This window comes from Flavobacterium urocaniciphilum (assembly GCF_900110615.1).
GTDB lineage: Bacteria > Bacteroidota > Bacteroidia > Flavobacteriales > Flavobacteriaceae > Flavobacterium > Flavobacterium urocaniciphilum.
This window is the reverse complement of the sequence record NZ_FOEI01000010.1, coordinates 42,180-66,660: the sequence shown is the minus strand read 5'-3', so window position 1 is coordinate 66,660 and position 24,481 is coordinate 42,180. Positions and strand designations below refer to the sequence as shown.

Below are 24,481 nucleotides of genomic sequence, written 5' to 3'. Positions count from 1 at the left end.
CACCTCTTACCTTTCCGAACAGAGAAGTTAAGCCCAACTGCGCAGATGGTACTGCATTTTTGTGGGAGAGTATGTCGCCGCCTTCTTTTATTAAGAGGCTATCTGAAAAGATAGCCTCTTTTTTTTGCTTTTAACTCTAGTGTTTTTCTTTTAAAAGGATATTACCTTATGAAATAGCAAAGCGTTAGTGGGTGAAACGTTATCCTCCGATATGCAAAAACAAAAATTTATTTGTAGTTTTTGATTATCGGAGATATAGTAAAACACACGACCTGTAAGGGAACGCCCAAAAAAATCTTTGTATATTTGGACTATGAATAAAATTTTAATCATTAGTTCGGTTTGGGTTGAGCCTAATTCTTCAGCAGCAGGAAGTAGAATGCTTCAATTAATTCGTTTTTTTCAATCTCAAAAATATATAGTTGAGTATGCCTCTATTGCATCAGAAAGTGAATTTGCTTTTGATTTATCGAGTTTAGGAATAAAGCAACATTCTATTCAAATTAATGATTCTAGTTTTGATGAATTAGCACTTCGAATCAATCCAAATATTGTTTTATTTGATCGATTTATGGTGGAGGAGCAATTTGGTTGGCGTATATCAAATGTGCTGCCTAATGCAATTAAAATACTAGACACAGAAGATTTACATTGTTTGCGAAATGCCAGACAGGATGCGGTTAAGAAAAATATTTCTTTTAATGATTTAAATTATAATTCTGATGTAGCAAAACGAGAAATTGCTTCTATTTTTAGATGTGATTTGTCATTGATGATTTCTGATTATGAAATGGAATTATTGCAAACCAAGTTTCAAGTTCCTAAATCCATTTTGTTTTATTTACCACTTTGGATTGATGATTTTAATGCTGAAAATCAAAATTATGATGTAAAACAAGATTTTGTTTTTATTGGTAATTTCTATCATGAACCCAATTGGGATTCTGTTTTAGTTTTGAAAAATGAAATTTGGCCAAAACTAAAAGAATTACTTCCTAATGCTAAAATGAATATTTATGGAGCCTATCCAAGTCAGAAAGTGTATCAATTGCACAATCCAAAAGAACGATTTTTAATTTGTGGTAGAGCGGAAAGTGCAGGAGAAGTAATTTGTTCAGCAAAAGTTTTACTAGCGCCTATCCGTTTTGGAGCAGGAATAAAAGGGAAGTTGCTAGAATGTATGGAATATGGAACGCCATCGGTAACTACATCAATTGGAGCAGAAGCGATGCACGATAATTTGCCTTGGAATGGATATATTGCAGATGATTATTCTGATTTCATACAGAAAGCAAAAGAATTATATTCCAATAAAGAGATTTGGGAAGAAGCAGTAAATAATGGTTTTGAAATCATTAAACATAAATTTCTTTTTTCTAAATATAAAGCAAATTTTATTGAAGTTTTAAATACTCTTCAAGTTAATATAGAATCACACAGAAACGATAATTTTATTGGCCAAATGTTGCAATTTCACACCATGCGAAGCACAGAATTTATGAGTCGTTGGATTGAAGAAAAGAATAAATAATGAGAGTTAACAATCCATTAAATTCAGAACTTCTAAATGTTTACAATAAATGTAATTTTGAATTTTCAAATCTTGTAATTGATTCTGAAAGTGAAGAATATCAAGCTTGTGCCTTCAAACTAAATTCGTTTCAAATTATACATCGACTTTCAAAAATTACACCAACAAAAATTGGTCAGTTTGTAACAATTTGGAAAAGAAATGATAAAGGAATTACAACTCCATTTGATGTTTCAGACAATTTCGACATGATTGTTATCACTTCAAAAAGCGGTGAAGATTTAGGTCAATTTGTATTTCCAAAATCAATTCTTTTAGAAAAAGGAATAATTACTAATAACAAGTCTTCTGGAAAAAGAGGCATTAGAGTCTATCCGCCTTGGGATGTTCCAACAAGTAAACAAGCTCAAAAAACACAAAATTGGCAAATAAAATATTTCTATTCGATAAAAAATGATTCTTTCGATATAGAATTGGTAAAAAAGTTATTTCGATAATTCTACATAAAACTCGCCAATACAATTCCTAAACCAATGGCTAAAAGTTTGGCTAAATTAAATTTATGTCCTTCACTACTTTCAAAGATAATAGTAGACGAAATATGAAATAATATTCCAATAACTATTCCCGATAATTGGGTGTAATAGTGTGTGATGAAGTTTAAATTATCTGCCATAAATGTTCCAATTGGAGTCATAAAGGCAAAAGCAATCATGAAAAATAATATCGCTTTTGCATTCAATTGTGCATTTTTGAAAAACGTAGTTAATATAATCGCTATCGGAAAGTGATGAATTGCAATTCCGTATGCTAAATGCGGATGTTTATTAATGGGTAAGCCTTCTAAAAGTGCATGTAAACATAAACTGAAAAATAACAACCATGGAATGTGAGATATTTTTTGATGACCGTGTACATGTCCGTGTTCTGCACCTTTTGAGAAATATTCTAAAATGATCTGAAACACAATACCAATCATGATAAAAATTCCAATTTTTGAATGTATATGACCTTCATGACCTGGTTCTACAACAATTTCTTCATTGTGGTATATTTCAGGGAGCAAGTGCATTACCGTTAACGATAATAAAAAGGCACCACTAAAAGCTAATAATAATTTTAAGTTTTTTTTGCTTTTTGGAGCGAAAAATGTGGCGAATATATAACCAATAATTACTGATAATAAAGGAAAAATGTATATGTTGTAATTCATTATTTAAATATCATGATTAAACGTTCTGATTGCGTTTTGTAAAATTTTCTCAACTTATAATCGCCAAAAACTTCTAATAAATATATTCCTGCTTCTTCCATCATTTGTTCAAAATCTTCTAATGTAAAAGCAGATACTTTTTCTGTAAAAAAGTATGATTCTCCTTTGTCTTCAAAACGAATTTCTTTAATTATCTTTTTGTTTTCAACACGTTTTTTAATGTTAAAAACGATACCGTCAATTTCTTTTGTTTCTTCTGGTATTAAATTTTCAAGTATAAAATCAGCATTGAAAAAGTCAATTACACCAAAACCATATTCGTTCAGACTTTCTTTTATAGCTTTTAAAGTATTGATGTTGTCTTCGTGAGTTTCAAAATAACCAAAACTTGTAAATAAATTAAAAACGGCATCATACGTTTCATGCATAGGTACGCGCATGTCGTGCGTTTTGAAATGTAAATTTTCGTTTTCAAATTCTTTGGCAATGTTAATGCTGTTTTCAGATAAATCGACACCAGTAACTGTATAACCTAATTTGTTTAAATAAATTGAATGTCTTCCTTTTCCACATGCTAAATCCAATATAGTTCCGTTTTCTGGAAGGTTTAAATAATGAGTAATATTATCCATAAAACCTTGTGCTTCCTCATCATTTCTATTTTTATACAATATGTGATAATAAGGTGTATCGAACCAAGTACTGAACCAATTTTCTGAATTTTTTGCTAATGAATCTGACATTTATCTGTTTGGAAATTATTAAACAACAAATTTAATGTATTTTTGCAAATAATAATTAATAAATTCTCTCTGAGGGAAAGAGGTCTATGGAAAATTTTAAAATGGTTGCCAAAACTTTTTTTGGTTTTGAAGAAATATTAGAAAAAGAATTAATGCAACTTGGCGCACAAAATGTAGTTAAAGGTACAAGAAGTGTGAGTTTTCAGGGTGATAAAGGTTTTATGTATAAAGCAAATTTAGCTTTACGTACAGCCTTAAAAATTGTAAAACCAATTCATACTTTTAAAGCTTTTAATGAGCAAACTTTATACAACGGTATTCAGAAAATAGATTGGTCTGATTACTTAAAAGTTCAGCAATCTTTTGTTATTGAAACGACTTTATATTCGGAACAATTTACACACAGTCAATTTGTAGCTCAAAAAGTAAAAGATGCTATTGTAGATCAATTTAAAGCAGCTACTGGTGAGCGACCAAGTATCGATAAAGATTTTCCAGATTTACGTATTCATATTCATATTGATAGAGATTTTTGTACGGTTTCATTAGATACTTCTGGTGTTTCATTACACCAACGTGGTTATAAAACTGCTACGAATATTGCTCCAATTAATGAAGTTTTAGCCGCAGGTATGTTATTGCTTTCAGGTTGGGATGGAAACGGACATTTTTTAGATCCTATGTGTGGAAGTGGAACGATTGTAGCAGAAGCAGCAATGATTGCTTGTAATATTCCTGCTAATATCAATAGAAAAGAATTTGCTTTTGAACGTTGGATGGATTGGGATTCCGAATTGTTTGATAAAATCTTAGATTCATTATTGAAAAAAACTAAAGAATTTCATTATACGATTACAGGATTTGATAAAGCTCCAAGTGCAGTTTCTAAAGCTAAAGATAATATTGAAAATGCCAATTTATCGGATTATGTAACGATTAAACAAGGTGATTTTTTTGAATCGGAAAAAGAAGTGGAAGGTCCGTTGCATATTGTTTTTAATCCACCATACGGTGAACGATTGAATATTGAAATGGAACGATTTTATAGAGAAATTGGCGATACATTGAAGCAAAATTATCCAGGAACAAATGCTTGGTTTATTACTTCAAATTTAGAAGCTTTAAAATTTGTTGGATTACGTCCGAGTAGAAAAATAAAATTATTCAACGGAAAATTAGAAGCTCGTTTTGTAAAATTTGAAATGTATGCTGGAAGTAAGCGTACTAAATTTAATAATAGAGTAGAAGAATAGAAATTTAAAGATTTAAGAAAATATCATTATGTCTAAACAAACCAAATCAATATTATTTAATTTTTTAGGATTCGTAATCATTTACTTTCCATTTAAGTATCTTTTTGAAGCGTATTCAGGATTCAGTACTATACAATGTTTAATTGCGGCATTTTTAAGTACTCTAATTTTATCTCCAAAATTTCAAGCAGTGAAAACGCATGAAGGTGAAAAGTTATTTATGAAATGGCTTTTTTTTAAAGGAGTAAAAGAAATTAAATAGTGAAATTCCAAAATTTAAAAATCCCAAATTCCAATTTAAATATTAGAATTTGGGATTTTTTTATTGTTTTTTAGCTTTCGTTTTACCTTTGTATAAAGGTATAAAGTAACTTATTGTGTAATTAAAACCAGCGCCGAATTTACTGTTTTCATAAGTTTTGTTAAAACCTGGAATGTATAAATTAGCAAATCCATCGGGTTCTTTATTATTAATTAAGTAATTTAAACGTAATGAAAATCCAACATAAACATTATTAAAAACTTCTGCTTTTAATCCGGTTACGACTTCTAACCAACTAGCTGAAAGTCCGTTGAATTCTTGACCATTTGTTACAGTATTAACTCCGTAAAAACTTCCAGGTTGATAAATGTTATACGAATTCAATTGCTGACTAAAACTCCCTACACCAGCTCGCATTCCAACATAAATTTGGTTTTCCATGTCTAACCAGTTTTCATAAGCATTGTAATCAAATCCTACTTTAAAATACGTTCCTTTGGTAGTATAATTTAAATTATCATCATCAGTTGTTTTTTCTTCATTACCTAATTCTCCAGCTATGTAAAATTTCTTTGTAATTCTATAATCTCCAACTAATTCCAATCCTTTATAATTGTCATCATATAACGACTTTGTTAAACGATGAATATCAACTCCAAGTCGTAAACCGTAACGTTGCGGAATTCTTACAGTATCTTTTGTTTGCTCTTGTGCGTTAATCACTATTGAAAAACACAAAATAAATACGATACTAAAAATATATTTTAACATGTGTTTCATTTTCGTTTTCAATATTTGGTTGAGTTACAGTAATATTTTGTATCCAATTACTTGCGTCATTAGTTAATACAACTGGATTTGTTGCATCTAAAGTAAATAAGGTTTTATATCCACAAGCTCTAGATACATATTCCGTTCTTCTTGTATAATTAAAAGTGATTTCGTCTAAATTATCATTTGTATTATCCGTATCCGTTCCGTTTAAAGTTAAATTTAAAGCAGAAACATCAGCGAACGTTTTTAACGGAAGCGTTATTTTACTAACTGCGTCAAAATTTAACTGTGTAGTGAATCCTGCTGCGTCAACCTTTAATTTAGTTATGTTTTTTAAAGTAGTTGGAGATGCATTGTCATAAAATTCAATCACAACTTTCGGAGTGGTTGGTGTGTTTCTATCACAAATGTCATCTTTTTCACAGCTTGAAAAGACAAAACTTAATAATAATACTTGAAAAACTTTTCCCATTTCTTATCTTTTTTCTAAAAGCACAACATTTTCTACGTGATGTGTTTGTGGAAACATATCAACTGGTCGAACACGTGTCACTTTATACATTTCATCCATTAACGCTAAATCACGCGCTTGTGTTGCTGAATTACAACTTACATAAACTACTTTTTCTGGAGCAATTTTTAAAATTTGTTCCACAACGTCTTTATGCATTCCGTCTCTTGGTGGATCGGTAATAATTACATCTGGATGTCCGTGTGTTTTAATGAAATCATCGTTGAAAACATTTTTCATATCACCCACAAAGAAATCACAATTAGAAATATTATTTCTTTTCGCATTTTCTTTGGCATCCGCAATAGCTTCTGGAACGGCTTCTACACCAATAACTTTTTTTGCTTTTTTCGAAACAAATTGCGCAATGGTTCCTGTTCCAGTATATAAATCGTACACTAATTCTTCACCCGTTAAGCCAGCAAATTCTCTAGTAATTGAATACAATTCATATGCTTGATCGGAATTGGTTTGGTAAAACGATTTAGCATTAATACTAAATTGTAAACCTTCCATTTCTTCTAAAATATAATTTCTGCCTTTAAAAGTAATGATATCTTGATCATAAATAGTATCATTTAACTTTTGATTGACAACATATTGTAAAGATGTTACGTTAGGAAAACGTTCAGCTAAGAAATTCATAATTAATTCGATTTCCGATTTATTTCTATCGAAAAACTGAATTAAAATCATCAATTCTCCAGTAGAAGCTGTACGAATCATTAAGGTTCTTAATAATCCTTCATTAGTTCTTGGATTGTAAAAAGATAAATTGTTTTCGTTAGCAAATCGACGAATTTCATTACGAATATCGTTTGAAGGATCTTCTTGTAAATGACATTTGTTAATGTCTAAAATCTTATCCCACATTCTTGGAATATGGAATCCAACTGCGTTTTTATTATCTAATTCAACTCCAGAATCTACTTCTTCTTGTGTCATCCATCTTGATGATGAAAAACCAAATTCCATTTTATTTCTATAGAAAAATTGTTTTTCTGATCCTAAAATAGGTTCAAATTCTGGTAAGTCAATTTTTCCAATTCGTTTTAAATTGTTGTAAACCTCGTTGTGTTTGTAATGCAATTGCTGACTGTATTTCATATTTTGCCATTTACAACCACCGCAAACACCAAAATGCTCGCAAATTGGTTCAACTCTGTGTTCCGAAAACTGATGAATTTTAATCGCTTTTCCTTCATAAAAAGCTTTTCTTTTTTTCATTGTTTGAATGTCGGCTACATCGCCTGGAACAACATTCGGAATAAAAATTACTTTACCATCAGGAGCTTTTGCTACCGATACACCTTTTGCACCTGCATCAAGGATTTGTACGTTTTCGAATACGATTTTTTCTGTTCTTCTTTTTCCCATGTTGCAAAAGTAAGAATTGTTATGGGGATACGATAAATTATTTTACTTTTATCAAAAAAAAAAGATTGATGAAAACACATTTGGCTTTACTGCGTGGGATTAATGTTTCCGGACATAACATGATTAAAATGGATGTTTTGAAAACGTTATTAGAAAATATGGGCTATCAAAATGTAAGAACGTATATTCAATCGGGTAATGTTTTTATAGATTCGGAAGAAGAGCATGGTGCTTCAGTTGGTTTTGCGATTAAACAGGAAATTTTTAAACAATTAGGGTTAGATGTTCCAATTGTAGTGATTTCGAAAGAAGATTTAGAATCGTGTTTTAAAAATAATCCGTTTCTAAAAGAAAAAGATTGTGATACGAAGAAGTTATATGTGGCATTTATTTCTAAAGAATTGAATTCCTCTGCGATTAATGATTTAAAAATTAGTCAGTTTAAGCCAGATGAAGCTGCTGTAGATTTGAGTAGGATTTATATTAAATATGCAGTTGGAGCAGGAAAAACACGTTTAGATCAAAAATACATTGAAAAGAAATTGAATGTAGTAGCTACAATTCGAAATTGGAATACGGTGACTAAATTGTTGGAAATGTACAATTTGTAATGAATTTCAAATTTTTTAAAATTCCAAATTCCAACGTTTTCTTTTTGGAATTTGGAATTTATATTTTGTAATTTTACAAAATTATGGATGATTTCTCTCCAAAAGAAGGAATTGCGATTTAACAATCAATAAAAAATAAATCATGTCAGTTTTAGAAAAAATTAGTTCGGCTGAAGCAATTGCTCTAGAAGATAAGTATGGAGCGCACAATTATCATCCACTTCCTGTTGTTTTGAACAAAGGAGAGGGAGTGTATGTTTGGGATGTTGAAGGTAAAAAGTACTACGATTTTTTATCTGCATATTCTGCGGTAAATCAAGGTCATTGTCACCCAAAAATTGTTGGAGCAATGGTAAATCAGGCACAAACATTAACGTTAACTTCTCGTGCTTTTTATAATGATAAATTAGGAGTTTATGAGCAGTTTATCACTAACTATTTTGGTTTTGATAAGGTGTTGCCAATGAATACAGGTGCTGAAGCGGTTGAAACTGCTTTAAAAATTTGTAGAAAATGGGCATATGAGAAAAAAGGAGTAGCGGAAAAGCAAGCACAAATTATCGTTTGTGAAAACAACTTCCACGGTAGAACAACTACAATTATTTCTTTTTCTAATGATGAAAATGCACGTAAAAATTTCGGACCATTTACTGAAGGATTTATTAAAATAGCCTATGACGATTTAGAGGCGTTGGAAAAAGCAATTACTTCTTCTCCAAATGTTGCTGGATTTTTAGTTGAGCCAATTCAAGGTGAAGCGGGAGTTTATGTTCCTTCTGAAGGATATTTAGCAAAAGCAAAAGCATTGTGTGAAAAACATAATGTTTTGTTCATTGCAGATGAAGTTCAAACAGGTATTGCTAGAACAGGTAAATTATTAGCGGTTCATCATGAAAATGTACAACCAGATATTTTAGTTTTAGGTAAAGCAATTTCTGGTGGAGTTTATCCAGTTTCTGCAGTTTTAGCGAATGATGCTATTATGAATGTAATTAAACCTGGTCAACATGGTTCTACATTTGGTGGAAATCCAGTTGCGGCTGCAGTTGCAATTGCTGCTTTAGAGGTTGTTACAGATGAGAAATTAGCAGATAATGCAGAACGTTTAGGTCAGATTTTCCGTGCCGAATTAGGTAAGTATATTGAAACATCTAATATAGCAACTTTAGTAAGAGGAAAAGGATTGTTGAATGCCGTTGTAATAAATGATACGGAAGAAAGTGATACGGCTTGGAATATTTGTATGAAATTAGCTGAAAACGGATTGTTAGCTAAACCAACACATGGAAATATAATCCGTTTTGCACCGCCTTTAGTGATGAATGAAGAACAATTAATGGATTGTGTGAACATTATCATCAATACATTAAAAGAATTTGAAAGATAAAAGATTGAATAAATATTATAAAAAAATCCCGATACAAATCGGGATTTTTTTTGAAATCAACTATTTTTTTCGATTATTTAATCATTTTCATAAAGTGAATTTCGCCTTTAGAATCGTAATACGAAATCATGTAAATTCCCTTTTTTAAATTCGAAACATCAATTATAGCAATATCATCATTCAATTTTGTGTTGCTAATATCCATAATAATACTTCCGTTAATATCAATAATCGAAACTAAATTGCATGAATTGGTTTTAATATTTAGAGTATTTTCAATTGGAACAGGATATAAAACTGGACTATTTGAAATTTTTTTGTCTTCATCAGTTAAATTTTGATTGCTTATTCTACCCTGTAGATTTGTTCTTCCATTTCTGTAAGTAGTGCTTGAGCATAAAGTAGCTAATTCTGCTTGAGTTGCTGGTACAAATTTATTTGTAGGTGTCGCAGGATTATATCCTATTTGGTTAGCATATGTTTGAGCGTCTAGAATATAATCAGATCCTGTCATGTTGTATCCAACTGGTGCAGGTAATAGTTTTACTGGATAAGTTACTACATATAATACGTTTTGAGCATTAGGATTATCCGTTCTTTTTAAATTTAAAACAAATTTTAATTTAAACTGTTTTACTTTAGGGGCAAGAAATTCAGGTCTAATTGTTTGGCCTGTACCAGACATTCCAATAATACTAACATTTCTAAAATTAGTTGTCGGGTTTAAAGTTGAATAGTTGAAATCATCTGATTTAGTTTGAACATATCTAAATGGTTGAGAGCCATAAAATTCTGAAGATGGCCAGTTTGGAGGTGCAATACATGGTGTGTTGTCATTATATCCTTTCCAGTAATAAATTGTATTATATGGGTAATAATTAGATGTACCTTGGCTATAGATAATTCTACGTTTTTTATTATAATTTGAGCCAGATTTATTTTGAATATCGTACAGATATGAAAACGAATAATCATTTTTAAAATTATTTGCACCAATTGGATTAAATGAATTTTGGAAAATGAAGTTTATATTATCAATCATTGGTCCTGTATTGGTTCCTGTTATAGGTAATCCATTTGCTTCGTCTGTATTCGAAACATTATATAAACTACCATATTTATTTTTATATACAAAGCTTGGGTGTTCGTATTCAGTTATTAACATTATCTCTGCATCTTGCAATATTAAATTACTGGCTGGGTTTATGGCGTATTTTAATGTTTCTCCCGATAGTTTATAATTTCTAGAAATAAAATTATATTCGTTATATAGTTCCCAATACTCATAATTAACATTATCGAACATTTGTTTCCTTTCTCTGTTTACAAAGCCTTTAGAAGTTGGAGTTTCTGTGTAATACATTATTGGTTGGTTTACTAGTGAAAATACACCTAATGTTTCATTGTATAAGGGTTGTCCGTTTTCTACACCTTGTAAGATGTTTTGGCTTTGAGATCCTGGTAAGCCTATAGTTACATTATGCATTGGGTCTTGTGTACTTATTGTTCCGGAGATTTTTACATCTAAATTTACACTTAATGGTGATAACTGAATTGGTTGGTTGCCACTTGCTCCTCCACCTAATAAACCTGATAAAAATTTTACAGCTGAACTTGCATAAGGAACAGCTTTTAGGCCAGCTTTCATAAATGCATTGTTATTAAAGAAATTTCCTAATTGATTTATTGCATTTATAGTTATACCTCCATCTGCAAGATTTTCATATATTTTTTGGTATTTTTCTTGAAAACTTGTAATGCCTCCATGTATTTGCATCATTTTGTCGCTTATAACATTTGCTGTTTTCCAGAAACTACCATTCGAATTAACACTACCTGCTCCATTAGTAATTGATGATATTGTTCCAGAGATTTTACCTGTTAACTCAACTGATGAATTAGTTATTAATTCAGAATATAATAATAATCTTGAACTTTCTGTAAAAGAACAAGTACAAGGGTCATAGTTTAATTTAAAATCTGCATACCCCCAAAAATTGTTGTCGTTATAAAATTTTAAAACTGTACTAAATGAAGGGTTTGCTATATGAGGCATGTCAGTTGTTTTTTCATCGTATGCCATGTCGAGTAGGTTAGATTGGAAGCCAGGAGCAAATTTTATTGTTAACATTGCGCCATTGTAATTTACATTTCGGCACCATTTTACTAAAACTCTTACTATACCCGTATATTTATTGTATAGCATATAATAGGTATGCTCAGGTCTTACGTTTAATGGAGTGTTGTTATTATTATAGCCTAAATTGTAAGCTACTATTTCCCATCCATCTTCTGGTTTATTGTCTTTAACAAGGGAAAGAGGTAATAATTCTGTTTGATTCGATTCGAAAGGATTAGTTGTATAACTGTTTGGTGTGCAAACAGTATTGATGTTTAAAGAGCTACTAGTTGTGGTCCAATCAAAATTGTTTAAAAAACTTTGATTTTGAGGGTTTGTAGGAAAGTTAGGATTTGTTGTAGTTCCAATTGGATTGCAAACACTTTGAGAATAAGCTGTGTTGCAAAGAAGAATAATTAGCAAGATTTTTTTCATGAATTATAATTTATAAAATATCCTACAAAAATAAGAAAATATTTACAGAAAATTTATAATTTATAAAAAAAATCTTATAAAAAAACCCCGCATTGCGGGGTTTTGTTTTTATAAGTATCTACTAATTAGAATTTGTAGTTAACACCAAAAGAGATAGCTCTTAAGTCACCACCTAATCCAAAAGAATTAGTTTTTTCTGCACCGTTTCCACCGTTGTCATTAGATGTATAACCTAATCCAGCCCAAGTAGCTTCGATAGACCAGTTGTCAGACACGAAATAGTTTAAACCTAAACCTAAACCTAAACCTAATTCTTTTTGTTGAACATCAGCTAAGTTGTCATCAATTGTAGAATAGTCAACACCTAATTCTCCAAATAAAGAAAATTGAGAAGCTGGAGTGAAATAGTATCTTCCAAAAGCTCCTAAAGATAAAGCTGACATGTCATTTGTGTCTACACCAGCATTTTCAGCTTTCATAGATGCATATCCAATTTTACCACCAATTGCGATGTTCTCAGAAACAAAGTAACCAATTTTAGGCTCGATTTCAAAACCATTAGCTTTTACATCACCAGTTTTTTGAGATCCAATTGAAAGAGCTCCAGACATGAATAAGTCACCTTTTCCAAATCCCATTCCAGTTCCTTTTTCTTCTTCTTGTGCATTAGCAAAAGTCAATGAAAATACTGCTATAGCAGATAATAATACTTTTTTCATAATTGTTTTTATTTTAAAGTTATGGGACAAATATATGTTGTTTTTTTTTAAATAATCAAGAAAAATAATTGGTTATTAACAAAATTTTCAACAAAAATTTCCGAATAATTTGATTTTCAAAAAGTTACGTATATATTGAAAATGCTGGCTTTTTAATTTTTTAACACTTTTGTAGGTTGTAGTTATTAACAATTTGTTGAAAACTCCTTTTGTACTTCTGTTTATAATGGATGAGCGGATTTTTGATATAGTGATACAATGCTACAAAATTTATATATTGTATGCAAGTGAATTTTGAAATGAAATTTTGAAGTTTTTCACATTATTATAAAAGTGTTTTTATTACTTTGAATAATGTGTAAAGTTTGAAATTAGCTTGATAAGGCTAAGCTTAAACTTCAAATAGTTTTACTGTAAAAAGATAATTATATTTTACTTTTTTAATTATAGTGTTTTTGTTTATTAATTCTGTCTTTTATTTTAGACTGTATCTATTCTAGTGTTTGTCTTTAATAAGACTATAAAGTATGTAAACAATAAAAGGTCTATAAATTAAATTTTGGCATAAAAAAACTCCTTAATTTCTTAAGGAGTTAAAAGTGGTGGGCAATAAGGGATTCGAACCCCTGACCCCCTCGGTGTAAACGAGGTGCTCTGAACCAACTGAGCTAATTGCCCCAATAAAGTGCTCTACTTCTGTATTGCGAGTGCAAATATACAGTTGTTTTTTATATCTGCAAATAAAAAATCAAAAAAAATTAAATTATTTCTGCAACAACAAAAGTGCTTCCACCTATATATATAAGGTCTTTTTCAGTGCAATTTTTCAAAGCAGATTTGTAAGCTATTGAAACTGATTTAAATATGTTTCCTTTTAGTTCGAATTCGCTTGCATTTGCTTTTAAAATTTTAGCATCTAAACCTCTTTGAATTTTTGGTTTACAAAAATAATATTTTGCGTTTTTCGGGAATAATGGCAGTACAGAATCTAAATCTTTATCGTTTACAACCCCTAAAACGATGTGTAATTGATTAAATTTTTCCTTTTTTAATTGATTCATTACAATTTCTAGTCCATGTGCATTGTGAGCCGTATCACAAATTACTTTTGGTTTTTCATTTAGTATTTGCCAGCGACCTTGCAAATTGGTATTGCTAACTACATTTAAAATACCGTTTTTTATATTTTCTTCTGTAACTATCAAATCAGATTTTAAATTTCGAAAAGCTTCAATTACTGTTTTTTTATTTTTTATTTGGTAATCACCTAGAAGTCCGCAAGGGTAATCAGGATGCTTTTTGTCTTGAGCAAAATGAATTTCTGAATTATTCTTTTGTGCAATTTCTAAAAACACTGGTTTTGTTTCGGATGTATATTCACCAATAACTACTGGAATATTTGGTTTGATAATACCGGCTTTTTCAAAAGCAATTTTTTCTAAAGTATCGCCTAGAAACTGAGTGTGGTCTTTTCCAATATTAGTTATAATAGAGAGTAAAGGTGAAATAACATTGGTAGAATCCAATCGTCCGCCCATGCCAACCTCAATAATTGCAATATCTACTTTTTTGTCTGAAAAATATTGAAAAGCCAAACCAACAGTCATTTCGAAAAAGCTTAATTGAGTGCTTTCAAAAAAAGTTTTGTTGTTGGATACAAATTTCTTGACATATTCTCTAGAAATCTGTTTTCCATTTATAGTAATGCGTTCTCTAAAATCTTTTAAATGGGGAGAAGTGTATAATCCAACTTTATATCCTGCTTCCATTAATACGGAAGCAATCATACTGCTTGTAGAACCTTTTCCATTGGTGCCAGCAACATGGATACTTTTGAAATTATGTTGTGGATTTTCTAAATGGTTGACTAATAATAACGTATTGGTTAAATCTTTTTTATACGCGCTAGCACCTACGTTTTGGAACATAGGAAGCTGATTGAATAACCAATTTATTGTTTCTTTATATGTCATTTTTATATTTATTTTCATTTATTTTGCATCAGCACAAAATAATTTAGATTTTTTTTAGTTTTATACTTTATAGAAAAATGTATCTTTAGTGCAAATTTCAAAAATTAATTACGAATACTATTACATATGATTGGATTTTTTTTACAAGCTACAGTTGATACAGTTGCAAAAGCAGTAACAGACACAACAGCAACTACAACTGCGCCAGTTGATACTGAAATTTCAGTTTTAGAATTTATTTTTAAAGGTGGTATATTTTTAATACCAATTGCAATATTATTGTTTTATACCATTTATCTAATTTTTGAAAGATATATGTATATCGCAAAAGCGACTAAAAATGATACTTTTTTATTAAAAGAAGTTCGTACTCATTTAAATAATGGGAATATTAATTTAGCAATTGGTGCATCAGAAAGACTTGATAATGCAACAGCTAGAGTAGTTAAGGAAGGAATTTTAACAATTGGTCGCCCTATTGCTGAAATTGAATCGAATATGGAGCGAATGGCTCAAATCGAATTAGGTGAAATGGAACGAAAAATGGGACATTTAGGTTTAATTGCCGGTATGGCTCCAACTTTAGGTTTCGTTGGTACGATTGGTGGTGTAATTAAAATTTTCTATAGTATTTCGATTACTGAAGATATCAGTATTGGTAATATTTCTGGAGGTTTATATGAAAAAATGATTTCTTCTGGAGCAGGACTTATTGTTGGATTGTTCGCGTATGCAGGATATCATTTATTAAATGGAAAAATTGATCATTTTATGTTAAATGTTCAAAAACAAGTATTGGAATTTGTAAACATAATTCAGAGACCAAATGGCAATTAAAAGAAATAGACGATTTCATGCAGAAGTACATGCTTCCTCTATGAGTGATATCATGTTCTTCTTGCTGTTGTTTTTTCTTATCATTTCAACCTTGGCTAATCCGAATGTTATTAAAATGACATTGCCAAAATCGAAAACTAATGAAAAAACAAATAAACAATTTATCAGTATATCTGTAAATGAAAATAAAGAATTCTTTATCGATAAGCAACCTGTTAATTATGATGATTTAGAAAAAGAATTATTAGCAAAAGTAGGTAACGATAAAGAACAAACAGTTGTTGTTCGTATTCCGTTTAATTTGCAAGTACAAGATTTAGTCGATGTACTTCAAATAGGAGTCAAGAATAATTTAAAGTTTGTGATTGCAACGAATCCTAAATAAAAAAGAGTGCTTATGCACTCTTTTTTATTATCCAATCTTCACTGAAGTCATACTTAACGAACCTGCCACAAATTTGTCGTTAAACAATTGCAATTCTTCATTGTTGTTTTTCAATCCTAACGTATATAATAAAGGTAAATAATGATCTGGTGTTGGAATGGCTAATTTCCAAGCTTCACTATGATTTTGATAATTGATTAACGATTTAAAATCGCCATCTAACATGTATTTATTAAAATCGGCATGTGCTTCTTTTGCCCAATCGTAGCCATGATTGTCTTTGTTGAAATTTGCCCAATCGATTAATCTTAAATTGTGAATGATGTTTCCGCTTCCAATGATTAATATGCCTTTATTTCTTAATTCTTGTAATTTTTGTGCGATTTCAAAATGCTTTTCTCCTGTTAAACTATAATCAATACTCATTTGAATTACAGGAATATTCGCCTCTGGATACAAATGTTTAATCACACTCCAAGCGCCATGATCTAATCCCCAATCGTGGTTCAATTCAACTTCTGTAGGAAGAATTAACTCTTTAGTAAGTTGAGCCAATTCTGGTGAACCTTTCGCTGGATATTGTACTTCAAACAATTCTTTTGGGAAACCACCAAAATCATGAATCGTTTGTGGCATTTCCATAGCGGTGACTTTCGTTCCTTTGGTAAACCAATGGGCAGAAATACATAAAATTGCTGTTGGAGTAGGTATAGTTTTGGCGATAGTTCTAAAGCCAGTTACAAATTCATTTTCTTCAATGGCATTCATCGGACTACCGTGACCTAAAAAAAGCACAGGCATTTTTGCTGTATTCGGTAAAGCGTCTTTATAATTATATAATTCGTTTAAATTTCGCATAGCAAATAATATTGGAGTCAAACTCAAAAGTCCTAAAAATCGTTTTCGATTCATAATTTAAGATTGATATTTGTATATACAAATGTATAAAAATAAATTAAAGTTGTTTGTTAAAATTTTCCTATTTTTGCGCAACAACTCAACTTACACTATGTATAAATTATTATTACGTCCAATTTTATTCTGTTTTGATCCAGAAAAAGTACATTATTTTACCTTTTCATTGGTGAAATTTATTTCTAAAATTCCATTTGTAACTACAATTATCAAAGCAATTTATGTAGTTGAAGATAAACGTTTAGAGCGTGAAGTTTTCGGATTAAAATTTAAAAACCCTGTTGGTTTAGCTGCAGGATTTGATAAAGACGCAAAACTATTCAATGAATTGTCAGATTTCGGATTCGGATTTATTGAAATCGGAACACTTACTCCAAAACCTCAAGACGGAAATCCTAAGAAAAGATTGTTTCGATTAAAATCGGATTCGGCTATTATCAACCGAATGGGTTTCAATAATGGTGGAGTAGAAGCGGCAATTTTAAGATTAAAACAAAACAAAGGTGTATTAATTGGTGGAAATATTGGTAAAAATAAAGTCACGCCAAATGAAGAAGCTACTAACGATTATGTAATCTGTTTTAATGCTTTGTATGATTATGTAGATTATTTTGTGGTGAATGTAAGTTCGCCTAATACACCAGGTTTACGTGAATTACAAGACAGAGAACCGTTAACAAAATTATTGCAAACCTTACAAGATTTAAATGCAACTAAACAAAAGCAAAAGCCAATTTTATTGAAAATTGCACCCGATTTAACGGATGATCAATTGTTAGATATTATTGGAATTGTAAATGATACTAAAATTGCAGGAGTTATTGCAACGAATACAACCATTTCTCGTGACGGATTAACTTCTGAAAATAAAGTTGAGGTAGGTGGATTGTCTGGAAAACCATTAACGAAGCGTTCGACTGAAGTGATTCGATTTTTATCAGAAAAAAGTAATAAATCGTTCCCGATTATTGGAGTGGGCGGAATTCATTCAGCTGAAGATGCGATTGAAAAATTAAATGCTGGGGCGAGTTTAGTGCAATTGTATACGGGTTTTATTTATGAAGGTCCGCAATTGATTAAGGATATTAATAAGAAGTTGTTAGTTTAATGTGTCAATTCGACAATTAGTCAATAGGACAATTATAAACAATCGGCACATTGAAAATTGACTCATTAAAATTAAAAACATGAAACTAGTCTTCGCATCCAACAATAAAAATAAAATTGCTGAAATTCAACAGCAAGTCGGTTCACAATTTCAAATTGTTTCTTTAGAAGATATTGGTTGTTTGGTGGATATTCCGGAAACAGCAGAAACTATTGAAGGAAATGCCATTTTGAAAGCCAATTATGTTACCGAAAATTATGGCTTGCCTTGTTTTGCGGATGATACAGGTTTAGAAATTGAAGCCTTAAATAACGAACCTGGTGTATATTCGGCTCGTTATGCAGGAGAGCAAAAAAATGCCGATGATAATATGAATTTGGTTTTACAGAAATTAGCCTCTAAAACCAATAGAAAAGCACAATTTAAAACCATTATAGCTTTAAATATTAATAACGAACAACATTTGTTTGAAGGCATTGTAAAAGGAGAAATGACTACTAAAAAGAGTGGTAGTCAAGGTTTTGGGTACGATCCGATATTTCAACCAGAAGGATTTTCAACTACATTTGCTGAGATGAGTATGGAAGAAAAATCGGTTATCAGTCATAGAGGAATTGCAGTCCAAAAATTGATAAATTTCTTATCTAATTTAGATTAAACTTCCAGCTTCTAGCTTCCAACTTCCGGCTAATAAAACGTAACTTTCTGAAAATCAATTAAAAACAAATTAGTTTTATCCGATTATTAGTTCTACCTTTGCACCCAATTTAAAAATATATAATGAATAAATTTGAGCAATTAGGGTTAAACGAGTCGTTGTTAAAAGCAATAGGTGATTTAGGATTCGAAACCCCGTCAGAAGTACAGGAGAAAGCTATTCCACTATTATTGCAAGATGACACAGATATCGTCGCTCTTGCCCAAACAGGAACAGGAAAAACAGCCGCTTTCGGCTTTCCGCTAATCCAAAAGATTGATCCATTCAACAAGCAAACGCAAGTTTTAATACTTTCTCCAACTAGAGAATTGTGTTTGCAAATTACAAACGAGATTAAATTATACTCAAAATACATCGACGGTTTATACACGGTTGCGGTATATGGTGGCGCGAGTATTAATGATCAAGCGCGTGATATTAAGCGAGGAGCACAAGTAATTGTTGCTACACCGGGTAGAATGCAAGATATGATTAACAGAGGCATGGTGAATATTAAAAACATCAGCATCTGTGTTCTTGATGAGGCAGACGAAATGTTAAACATGGGGTTCTATGAAGATATTACAAGTATCTTATCTGAAACACCACGTGACAAAAACACATGGTTATTCTCGGCAACAATGCCACAAGAGGTAGCTAGAATAGCAAAAGAATTTATGAGAGATCCGCAAGAAATTACGGTTGGTCATAAAAATTCAAGTTCAGCAAATATTTCTCATGAGTATTATTTAGTTAATGCGCGTGATAGATACGAGGCTTTAAAAAGATTGGCAGATGCTAATCCAGACATTTTCTCAGTAGTTTTCTGTAGAACTAAAAGAGATACTCAAGCAGTAGCAGAAAAATTAATTGAAGATGGATACAATGCAGCTGCATTACACGGAGATTTATCTCAAGCACAACGTGATGGTGTAATGAAAGCTTTCCGTGGAAGACAAATTCAGATGTTAGTAGCTACTGACGTTGCTGCTCGTGGAATTGATGTTGATAATGTTACGCACGTAATTAATTATCAATTACCAGATGAAATCGAAACGTATACGCACCGTTCAGGTCGTACAGGTCGTGCAGGTAAATCAGGTACTTCATTTGTAATTATTACGAAAAGTGAAGTTAGAAAAATTCATGCAATCGAAAGAATCATCAAAACGAAATTCGAAGAAAAAACAATTCCTTCTGGAATGGAAATCTGCGAAATTCAGTTATTACACTTAGCGAATAAAATTAAAGATACGGAAACAGATCACGCTATCGATAATTATTTACCTGCAATTTTTGATATTTTAGGTGATTTAGATAAAGAAGAATTAATCAAAAAAGTAGTTTCTGTTGAATTTAACCGTTTCTTAAACTATTATAAAAAATCGAAAGATTTAACTCAAATTCCTGGAAAAGCTGGGGAAGTTCCTACTTCAGGTGCAGTAAGATACTTTGTAAACTTAGGTGCGCGTGACGGTTTCGAATGGATGGAGTTAAAAGATTTCTTAAGAGATACGTTAGAAGTTGGTCGTGATGATGTTTTCAAAGTAGATGTAAAAGAAGGTTTCTCTTTCTTTAATACAGATGCAGAATTAGCAGATAAAGTTATGACAGTTCTTAACGGATTAGAGCATAATGGAAGAAGAATCAACGTTGAAATTTCTAAAAACGACGGTGCTAAAAATTCTGGAAGAAGAGATCATAACGGTAGAGACAGAAAACGCGATGGTGGTTTCTCTGGAAAAAGAGAAGGTGGAAGTCGTGATGGAAGTTTCAGACGTGATGGTGGAAATAGAGAAGGTGGATTCAGACGTGAAGGCGGAAGCAGAGAAGGAGGATTCAGAAGTGATAGACCAAAACGTGATGGTGAAAGAAGATCTGATTCTCGTGATAGCGGAAGAAGAGGCGAAGGACGTACTTCAGAAAGAAGAAGTTCAGGTTCAAGTTTTGAAAGCGCTAAAAGAACACCAAGAAGAAGTAAAGACTAATTTGTAGTCAATATTTATACAAATCCCGATTCGAAATCAATTCGTTTCGGGATTTTTGTTTTATAATCTTATGTTAACAATTTAAACTATTTAAAATTTAATCTTATTTTTGTTCAAATATTTGAAATGAAAAAGGTACTACACATATTTATTCTTTTATTATCTGTTTTGGGATTTGCTCAAACAGATACGTTGAATATTAAAGTTACAGGTAAAATTGTTGACATTAAAACTAATGAACCAATTGCTCGTGTAACAGTAGTAAACAAAAATACTTCCACTTCAGTTTTAGCATCAGAAAACGGTCAATTTGTTATAGAAGCTAAAGCGAATGATAAATTATTATTTTCGCATATTGGATATAATTATGCAGAGGTTGAGGTTAGTTCAAAATGGCTAACAGGAAATAAAACCATTGTATTAAGTGAGAAAATTAAGGAAATCGAAACGGTTTTGGTTCTGCGTTATCCACTAACAGGTTACTTAGAAATAGACACGAAATTACTTCCAGAAAATGAAAATTACCGATATAATATTCAAGGTGTAAATTTAGGGTATGAACCGGGAATGAAAGCCAAAAATGCTACAGAAAATCTTTTAAAATCACTTACCAATCCTGTCGATTTAGTTTATAATTTATTCAATGCAAAAGAAAAAGAATTGAAAAAAATTCTTGATTTGAAAAACGATGCTAATTTTAAAGAAGTTCTAAGTAATACTTCAGATAGAGAATCGTTAATGTTATTACTTCAAATGAATAAATTGGAAATCGAAAGAGTGTTAGAAAAATGTAATTATTCTAAAGTATTTATTGCTACAGCAAGCGATTTGCAAGTATTAGATGCTTTGGCAATTTCTTATAATGATTATAAAGTTTTGAAAAAGAAATAATATGAAAAAAATATTCTTTTTACCTTTTATTATACTTATTACTTCAATTTCATTTTCTCAAACTACAAATTACCCTTTGATTCCGTATCGTGATGGTAAATTATGGGGTTTTTGTGATACGCTTGGGAAAGTTGTAGTAAAACCTTATTTTGATAAAGTAGAAGATATTAAGTTCGATTTATTTAATCATAGAAAAGCAACTTTTTTGTTGTCTAAGAACAATAAGCGATTTGTTGTTGATGAGAAAAATCAAATGCTTTTGCCATTAAATCATTCTTACGATTCTATAAAATTGAATAAATATGATACTGAATTTATTCAAGTTTTTAAAAAAGGTAAAATGGGATTTTATTCTAATTTAAAAGAAATTATTCCTTGTAAATATGATCTTGTTGAAACAGCAGGAAATAATAGTTTCAGAGTGTATGTTGGATTAAAATGTGGTTTAATAAATTCTAAAAACGAATTAATTATTCCTATACAATATGATGATGTTTATGCCTCTTGGAAGGAAATAGATGAAAAGAATCCAAAATATGTTTGGTTGGCATCTAATTCAACAGGAGAAAAAAAATACTATGACACCAAAATTATTCAGAAACCTCTTGATGGTGATGCACTTCCAATGCTAGTAATGAAAGAATACGATTCTAGTGGAGAGGATTTTAAAAATAAAAATGAATTATTGAAATTGTATGATGATGTAGATTATGATGCCAATCAAAATGTGGTTTATGTAACTAAGAACAATAAGCTAGGTGTTTTTGATTTAAAAACTGAAAAGATATTAATTGAACCTAAATATGATGAAATTAGTTTTCTAGATACCCATAAAGAAAAGAAAGTTTTTAAAGTATTAAAAGAGGGTAAATACGGAATGCTAAATGAAAATAATGAAATTGTTTTACCTTTTGAATATGATAAAATTGAAAAAAATGGAGACCTATATTTAACATTGCTTTTTCAAAATAAAAAAGTAGGAATAAAGGTTTTTAATACTATTTATCCAACCATTGCTGCTAAATATTTAGATGTTTTAGATAAAGAATCGATACAAATTAATAATAGTTGGAGTTTTAATATTTTCTTAGTTAAAACGATAAACGGTATAGGATATGTTGGTGAAAATGGTGTAGAGTATTTTAAGAATTAAACCTGCTTTCTACAGATTCTAAATTCTTAATTGATTTTCTAGCCCAATCAATACGCTTTTCTAAAATTTCATCTTCAGTCAACTGCCAATTTATTTCCGATTGACGCAATCTGTTGGTAATATCCTGTATAACTAAAGCTGCGGAAACGGAAACATTTAAACTTTCAGTAAATCCAACCATTGGAATTTTAATGAAACCATCTGCTTGTTGCATCACTTCGTCTGATAATCCGTCAATTTCTGTTCCAAAAAATATGGCCGATTTTTTAGTAATGTCAAATTTATCCAACATACAAGATTCGTTATGTGGAGTAGTAGCTATAATTTGATACCCAGCTTCTTTTAGTTTTTTTACGCAAGCTTTTCTAGTATCGTAAGTGGTAATATCTACCCATTTTTCAGCGCCCATGGCAATTTTTTTGTCTATTTCTTTGCCGTAACGCTGTTCAATTACATGTAAATTTTGAATACCGAAAACTTCGCAACTTCTCATTACTGCACTGGTGTTGTGCAATTGATACACATCTTCAATCGCTATGGTAAAATGATTGGTTCTGTTTTTTAGAACATCCATAAATCGTTTTTTCCTGTTTTCAGAAATAAATCCTTCTAAATATTCTAATAAGGCAAGTTTGTTTTTCGACATTTCATTAAATTTACTGCAAAGTAATGAAAATTAGCCCTGATTGTAGCGGCATCCTTTTTATTTTATTTTGAATTGTGATTCTGAGCTTGTCGAAGCAATTTGTTAGCTCAAAATAAAAAGATACAGCGAAAAGCAGGAATTAGCTTCAAAAACTGATCACGTTCCAAAAATAAACGAGACAGGGAGACAAATAAGGAAATGAACATATTATGATGAAAAAAATAGTAGTTTTAACAGGAGCAGGAATGAGCGCCGAAAGTGGAATTTCAACATTTAGAGATTCAAACGGACTTTGGGAAAATCACGATATTATGGAAGTCGCATCACCAGAAGGTTGGAAGAATAATCCAAAATTGGTTTTAGATTTTTATAATAAACGCAGAGCACAGCTAAAGGAAGTAAAACCTAATGATGGGCATCTGATTTTAGCTGAATTAGAACAGAATTTTAATATTCAAATTATTACTCAAAATGTAGATAATTTACACGAACGTGCTGGAAGTTCCAATATTTTGCATTTACATGGAGAATTGGTAAAAGTGCGTGGTGAATATTCAGAAAACGAAAGTATTTTTTGGGAAACGGATATTTATATTGGTGATGTAAATGAAAAAGGAGAACAATTGCGTCCAGACATCGTTTGGTTTGGAGAACAAGTTCCGGCGATTGATGATGCGATTCCTCATATGGAAACGGCGGATGTTGTAATTATAATTGGAACATCGTTGCAAGTTTATCCTGCTGCAGGTTTGATGCATTATGCAAAATCTCATGTTCCGGTTTATTATGTCGATCCGAAACCGGCAATCATTTACGATTTAGCCAATCCGTTAGAAGTTTTACCATTGAGTGCGAGCGAAGGAATGAAAATTTTGAAAGAAAAATTAGTTAAAAAAGTTTAAAAAACTCCAAACTTATTACTGATAACTAATCACTAATCACTAAATTTGCAC

The 24,481-nt window shown here is 30.8% G+C and carries 24 protein-coding genes, 1 tRNA gene and 1 rRNA gene; 15 read left to right on the top strand and 11 right to left on the bottom strand.

What is annotated here, in order from left to right; all coding sequences use genetic code 11:
- The 3 genes from rrf to BMY86_RS12815 all read left to right on the top strand — a co-directional run.
- Window positions 1–86: ribosomal RNA gene (gene rrf, locus BMY86_RS13240) — 5S ribosomal RNA — on the top strand; the annotation flags it as partial.
- A gap of 227 nt (window positions 87–313) precedes the next feature.
- On the top strand, window positions 314–1,531 hold the full coding sequence (locus BMY86_RS12820) for a glycosyltransferase family 4 protein (protein WP_091470308.1): 1,218 nt from the start codon (window positions 314–316) through the stop codon (window positions 1,529–1,531).
- Window positions 1,531–2,028 (top strand): MepB family protein, encoded by a 498-nt coding sequence (locus BMY86_RS12815; RefSeq protein WP_091470304.1) that lies wholly within the window; start codon window positions 1,531–1,533, stop codon window positions 2,026–2,028. Before BMY86_RS12820 ends, BMY86_RS12815 begins: the two co-directional genes overlap by 1 nt.
- 2 nt (window positions 2,029–2,030) lie before the next feature.
- On the opposite strand, the gene BMY86_RS12810 is transcribed toward BMY86_RS12815, so the two are convergent.
- Both BMY86_RS12810 and BMY86_RS12805 read right to left on the bottom strand, forming a co-directional pair.
- Window positions 2,031–2,744: a ZIP family metal transporter gene (locus BMY86_RS12810; protein WP_091470299.1), complete on the bottom strand. Its 714-nt coding sequence runs from the start codon at window positions 2,742–2,744 to the stop codon at window positions 2,031–2,033.
- Window positions 2,744–3,487 (bottom strand): class I SAM-dependent methyltransferase, encoded by a 744-nt coding sequence (locus tag BMY86_RS12805; RefSeq protein ID WP_091470295.1) that lies wholly within the window; start codon window positions 3,485–3,487, stop codon window positions 2,744–2,746. Before BMY86_RS12805 ends, BMY86_RS12810 begins: the two co-directional genes overlap by 1 nt.
- Before the next feature lie 86 nt (window positions 3,488–3,573).
- On the opposite strand from BMY86_RS12805, the gene BMY86_RS12800 reads away from it, so the two are divergent.
- Together BMY86_RS12800 and BMY86_RS12795 are read left to right on the top strand one after the other, a co-directional pair.
- On the top strand, window positions 3,574–4,740 hold the full coding sequence (locus BMY86_RS12800; protein ID WP_091470292.1) for a THUMP domain-containing class I SAM-dependent RNA methyltransferase: 1,167 nt from the start codon (window positions 3,574–3,576) through the stop codon (window positions 4,738–4,740).
- Between the two features lie 28 nt (window positions 4,741–4,768).
- Entirely contained in the window at window positions 4,769–5,002 is a 234-nt protein-coding gene (locus tag BMY86_RS12795) for a hypothetical protein (protein ID WP_091470290.1), read from the top strand.
- A 60-nt stretch (window positions 5,003–5,062) separates the two neighbouring features.
- Here the strand turns inward: BMY86_RS12795 and BMY86_RS12790 are convergent, their stop codons facing one another.
- Genes BMY86_RS12790 through rlmD form a run of 3 tightly spaced genes read right to left on the bottom strand, consistent with a single transcriptional unit; the run spans window position 5,063 to window position 7,664 of the window.
- Window positions 5,063–5,773, bottom strand: a complete 711-nt coding sequence (locus BMY86_RS12790) for a DUF6048 family protein (RefSeq protein ID WP_091470287.1) — start codon at window positions 5,771–5,773, stop codon at window positions 5,063–5,065.
- A complete protein-coding gene (locus tag BMY86_RS12785) occupies window positions 5,754–6,248 on the bottom strand; it encodes a DUF6452 family protein (RefSeq protein WP_091470284.1) in 495 nt (164 codons plus the stop codon). Before BMY86_RS12785 ends, BMY86_RS12790 begins: the two co-directional genes overlap by 20 nt.
- 3 nt (window positions 6,249–6,251) lie before the next feature.
- Window positions 6,252–7,664: a 23S rRNA (uracil(1939)-C(5))-methyltransferase RlmD gene (gene rlmD, locus BMY86_RS12780; RefSeq protein ID WP_091470282.1), complete on the bottom strand. Its 1,413-nt coding sequence runs from the start codon at window positions 7,662–7,664 to the stop codon at window positions 6,252–6,254.
- A 68-nt stretch (window positions 7,665–7,732) separates the two neighbouring features.
- Here rlmD and BMY86_RS12775 point away from each other — a divergent pair, with 68 nt between their 5' ends.
- Both BMY86_RS12775 and rocD read left to right on the top strand, forming a co-directional pair.
- Entirely contained in the window at window positions 7,733–8,275 is a 543-nt protein-coding gene (locus BMY86_RS12775) for a DUF1697 domain-containing protein (protein WP_091470280.1), read from the top strand.
- A gap of 142 nt (window positions 8,276–8,417) precedes the next feature.
- Window positions 8,418–9,662, top strand: a complete 1,245-nt coding sequence (gene rocD, locus BMY86_RS12770) for an ornithine--oxo-acid transaminase (protein WP_091470277.1) — start codon at window positions 8,418–8,420, stop codon at window positions 9,660–9,662.
- A gap of 73 nt (window positions 9,663–9,735) precedes the next feature.
- On the opposite strand, the gene BMY86_RS12765 is transcribed toward rocD, so the two are convergent.
- The 4 genes from BMY86_RS12765 to BMY86_RS12750 form a co-directional block, all read right to left on the bottom strand.
- On the bottom strand, window positions 9,736–12,216 hold the full coding sequence (locus BMY86_RS12765; RefSeq protein ID WP_091470273.1) for a T9SS type A sorting domain-containing protein: 2,481 nt from the start codon (window positions 12,214–12,216) through the stop codon (window positions 9,736–9,738).
- A 125-nt stretch (window positions 12,217–12,341) separates the two neighbouring features.
- Window positions 12,342–12,935: an outer membrane beta-barrel protein gene (locus BMY86_RS12760; protein WP_091470269.1), complete on the bottom strand. Its 594-nt coding sequence runs from the start codon at window positions 12,933–12,935 to the stop codon at window positions 12,342–12,344.
- 600 nt (window positions 12,936–13,535) lie between these two features.
- Window positions 13,536–13,613: transfer RNA gene (locus BMY86_RS12755), tRNA-Val, on the bottom strand.
- A gap of 80 nt (window positions 13,614–13,693) precedes the next feature.
- On the bottom strand, window positions 13,694–14,908 hold the full coding sequence (locus BMY86_RS12750) for a bifunctional folylpolyglutamate synthase/dihydrofolate synthase (RefSeq protein ID WP_091470266.1): 1,215 nt from the start codon (window positions 14,906–14,908) through the stop codon (window positions 13,694–13,696).
- A 126-nt stretch (window positions 14,909–15,034) separates the two neighbouring features.
- Between BMY86_RS12750 and BMY86_RS12745 the strand changes: the two genes are divergently transcribed.
- Window positions 15,035–15,745, top strand: coding sequence for a MotA/TolQ/ExbB proton channel family protein (locus tag BMY86_RS12745; RefSeq protein WP_091470263.1), 711 nt, complete (start codon window positions 15,035–15,037; stop codon window positions 15,743–15,745).
- Window positions 15,735–16,130: an ExbD/TolR family protein gene (locus tag BMY86_RS12740; RefSeq protein ID WP_091470259.1), complete on the top strand. Its 396-nt coding sequence runs from the start codon at window positions 15,735–15,737 to the stop codon at window positions 16,128–16,130. Before BMY86_RS12745 ends, BMY86_RS12740 begins: the two co-directional genes overlap by 11 nt.
- Window positions 16,131–16,157: 27 nt before the next feature.
- Here BMY86_RS12740 and ygiD read toward each other — a convergent pair whose 3' ends face one another.
- Window positions 16,158–16,988, bottom strand: coding sequence for a 4,5-DOPA-extradiol-dioxygenase (gene ygiD / locus BMY86_RS12735; RefSeq protein ID WP_091470316.1), 831 nt, complete (start codon window positions 16,986–16,988; stop codon window positions 16,158–16,160).
- A gap of 151 nt (window positions 16,989–17,139) precedes the next feature.
- Here ygiD and BMY86_RS12730 point away from each other — a divergent pair, with 151 nt between their 5' ends.
- From BMY86_RS12730 to BMY86_RS12710, 5 genes are all read left to right on the top strand, one after another.
- Window positions 17,140–18,153: a quinone-dependent dihydroorotate dehydrogenase gene (locus tag BMY86_RS12730; RefSeq protein ID WP_091470255.1), complete on the top strand. Its 1,014-nt coding sequence runs from the start codon at window positions 17,140–17,142 to the stop codon at window positions 18,151–18,153.
- Between the two features lie 79 nt (window positions 18,154–18,232).
- A complete protein-coding gene (locus BMY86_RS12725) occupies window positions 18,233–18,811 on the top strand; it encodes a non-canonical purine NTP diphosphatase (protein ID WP_091470252.1) in 579 nt (192 codons plus the stop codon).
- A gap of 122 nt (window positions 18,812–18,933) precedes the next feature.
- Window positions 18,934–20,838: a DEAD/DEAH box helicase gene (locus BMY86_RS12720; protein ID WP_091470250.1), complete on the top strand. Its 1,905-nt coding sequence runs from the start codon at window positions 18,934–18,936 to the stop codon at window positions 20,836–20,838.
- 126 nt (window positions 20,839–20,964) lie between these two features.
- Window positions 20,965–21,729 (top strand): carboxypeptidase-like regulatory domain-containing protein, encoded by a 765-nt coding sequence (locus BMY86_RS12715; RefSeq protein ID WP_091470247.1) that lies wholly within the window; start codon window positions 20,965–20,967, stop codon window positions 21,727–21,729.
- A 1-nt stretch (window position 21,730) separates the two neighbouring features.
- Window positions 21,731–22,882: a WG repeat-containing protein gene (locus BMY86_RS12710; protein WP_091470241.1), complete on the top strand. Its 1,152-nt coding sequence runs from the start codon at window positions 21,731–21,733 to the stop codon at window positions 22,880–22,882.
- Here BMY86_RS12710 and BMY86_RS12705 read toward each other — a convergent pair.
- Complete coding sequence (locus BMY86_RS12705; protein WP_091470238.1) at window positions 22,872–23,528, bottom strand: TrmH family RNA methyltransferase; 657 nt, start codon at window positions 23,526–23,528, stop codon at window positions 22,872–22,874. The genes BMY86_RS12710 and BMY86_RS12705 overlap by 11 nt on opposite strands.
- A 209-nt stretch (window positions 23,529–23,737) precedes the next feature.
- Here BMY86_RS12705 and BMY86_RS12700 point away from each other — a divergent pair, with 209 nt between their 5' ends.
- Window positions 23,738–24,430: an SIR2 family NAD-dependent protein deacylase gene (locus BMY86_RS12700; protein ID WP_091470234.1), complete on the top strand. Its 693-nt coding sequence runs from the start codon at window positions 23,738–23,740 to the stop codon at window positions 24,428–24,430.
- The last annotated feature ends 51 nt before the right edge of the window (window positions 24,431–24,481 follow it).

Excerpts from the sequence above, each read along its gene's own strand:
- BMY86_RS12820 (WP_091470308.1), top strand. The coding sequence starts at position 314 with ATGAATAAAATTTTAATCATTAGTTCGGTTTGGGTTGAGCCTAATTCT.
- BMY86_RS12815 (WP_091470304.1), top strand. The coding sequence starts at position 1,531 with ATGAGAGTTAACAATCCATTAAATTCAGAACTTCTAAATGTTTACAAT.
- BMY86_RS12810 (WP_091470299.1), bottom strand. The coding sequence starts at position 2,744 with ATGAATTACAACATATACATTTTTCCTTTATTATCAGTAATTATTGGT.
- BMY86_RS12805 (WP_091470295.1), bottom strand. The coding sequence starts at position 3,487 with ATGTCAGATTCATTAGCAAAAAATTCAGAAAATTGGTTCAGTACTTGG.
- BMY86_RS12800 (WP_091470292.1), top strand. The coding sequence starts at position 3,574 with ATGGAAAATTTTAAAATGGTTGCCAAAACTTTTTTTGGTTTTGAAGAA.
- BMY86_RS12795 (WP_091470290.1), top strand. The coding sequence starts at position 4,769 with ATGTCTAAACAAACCAAATCAATATTATTTAATTTTTTAGGATTCGTA.
- BMY86_RS12790 (WP_091470287.1), bottom strand. The coding sequence starts at position 5,773 with ATGTTAAAATATATTTTTAGTATCGTATTTATTTTGTGTTTTTCAATA.
- BMY86_RS12785 (WP_091470284.1), bottom strand. The coding sequence starts at position 6,248 with ATGGGAAAAGTTTTTCAAGTATTATTATTAAGTTTTGTCTTTTCAAGC.
- rlmD (WP_091470282.1), bottom strand. The coding sequence starts at position 7,664 with ATGGGAAAAAGAAGAACAGAAAAAATCGTATTCGAAAACGTACAAATC.
- BMY86_RS12775 (WP_091470280.1), top strand. The coding sequence starts at position 7,733 with ATGAAAACACATTTGGCTTTACTGCGTGGGATTAATGTTTCCGGACAT.
- rocD (WP_091470277.1), top strand. The coding sequence starts at position 8,418 with ATGTCAGTTTTAGAAAAAATTAGTTCGGCTGAAGCAATTGCTCTAGAA.
- BMY86_RS12765 (WP_091470273.1), bottom strand. The coding sequence starts at position 12,216 with ATGAAAAAAATCTTGCTAATTATTCTTCTTTGCAACACAGCTTATTCT.
- BMY86_RS12760 (WP_091470269.1), bottom strand. The coding sequence starts at position 12,935 with ATGAAAAAAGTATTATTATCTGCTATAGCAGTATTTTCATTGACTTTT.
- BMY86_RS12750 (WP_091470266.1), bottom strand. The coding sequence starts at position 14,908 with ATGACATATAAAGAAACAATAAATTGGTTATTCAATCAGCTTCCTATG.
- BMY86_RS12745 (WP_091470263.1), top strand. The coding sequence starts at position 15,035 with ATGATTGGATTTTTTTTACAAGCTACAGTTGATACAGTTGCAAAAGCA.
- BMY86_RS12740 (WP_091470259.1), top strand. The coding sequence starts at position 15,735 with ATGGCAATTAAAAGAAATAGACGATTTCATGCAGAAGTACATGCTTCC.
- ygiD (WP_091470316.1), bottom strand. The coding sequence starts at position 16,988 with ATGCGAAATTTAAACGAATTATATAATTATAAAGACGCTTTACCGAAT.
- BMY86_RS12730 (WP_091470255.1), top strand. The coding sequence starts at position 17,140 with ATGTATAAATTATTATTACGTCCAATTTTATTCTGTTTTGATCCAGAA.
- BMY86_RS12725 (WP_091470252.1), top strand. The coding sequence starts at position 18,233 with ATGAAACTAGTCTTCGCATCCAACAATAAAAATAAAATTGCTGAAATT.
- BMY86_RS12720 (WP_091470250.1), top strand. The coding sequence starts at position 18,934 with ATGAATAAATTTGAGCAATTAGGGTTAAACGAGTCGTTGTTAAAAGCA.
- BMY86_RS12715 (WP_091470247.1), top strand. The coding sequence starts at position 20,965 with ATGAAAAAGGTACTACACATATTTATTCTTTTATTATCTGTTTTGGGA.
- BMY86_RS12710 (WP_091470241.1), top strand. The coding sequence starts at position 21,731 with ATGAAAAAAATATTCTTTTTACCTTTTATTATACTTATTACTTCAATT.
- BMY86_RS12705 (WP_091470238.1), bottom strand. The coding sequence starts at position 23,528 with ATGTCGAAAAACAAACTTGCCTTATTAGAATATTTAGAAGGATTTATT.
- BMY86_RS12700 (WP_091470234.1), top strand. The coding sequence starts at position 23,738 with ATGATGAAAAAAATAGTAGTTTTAACAGGAGCAGGAATGAGCGCCGAA.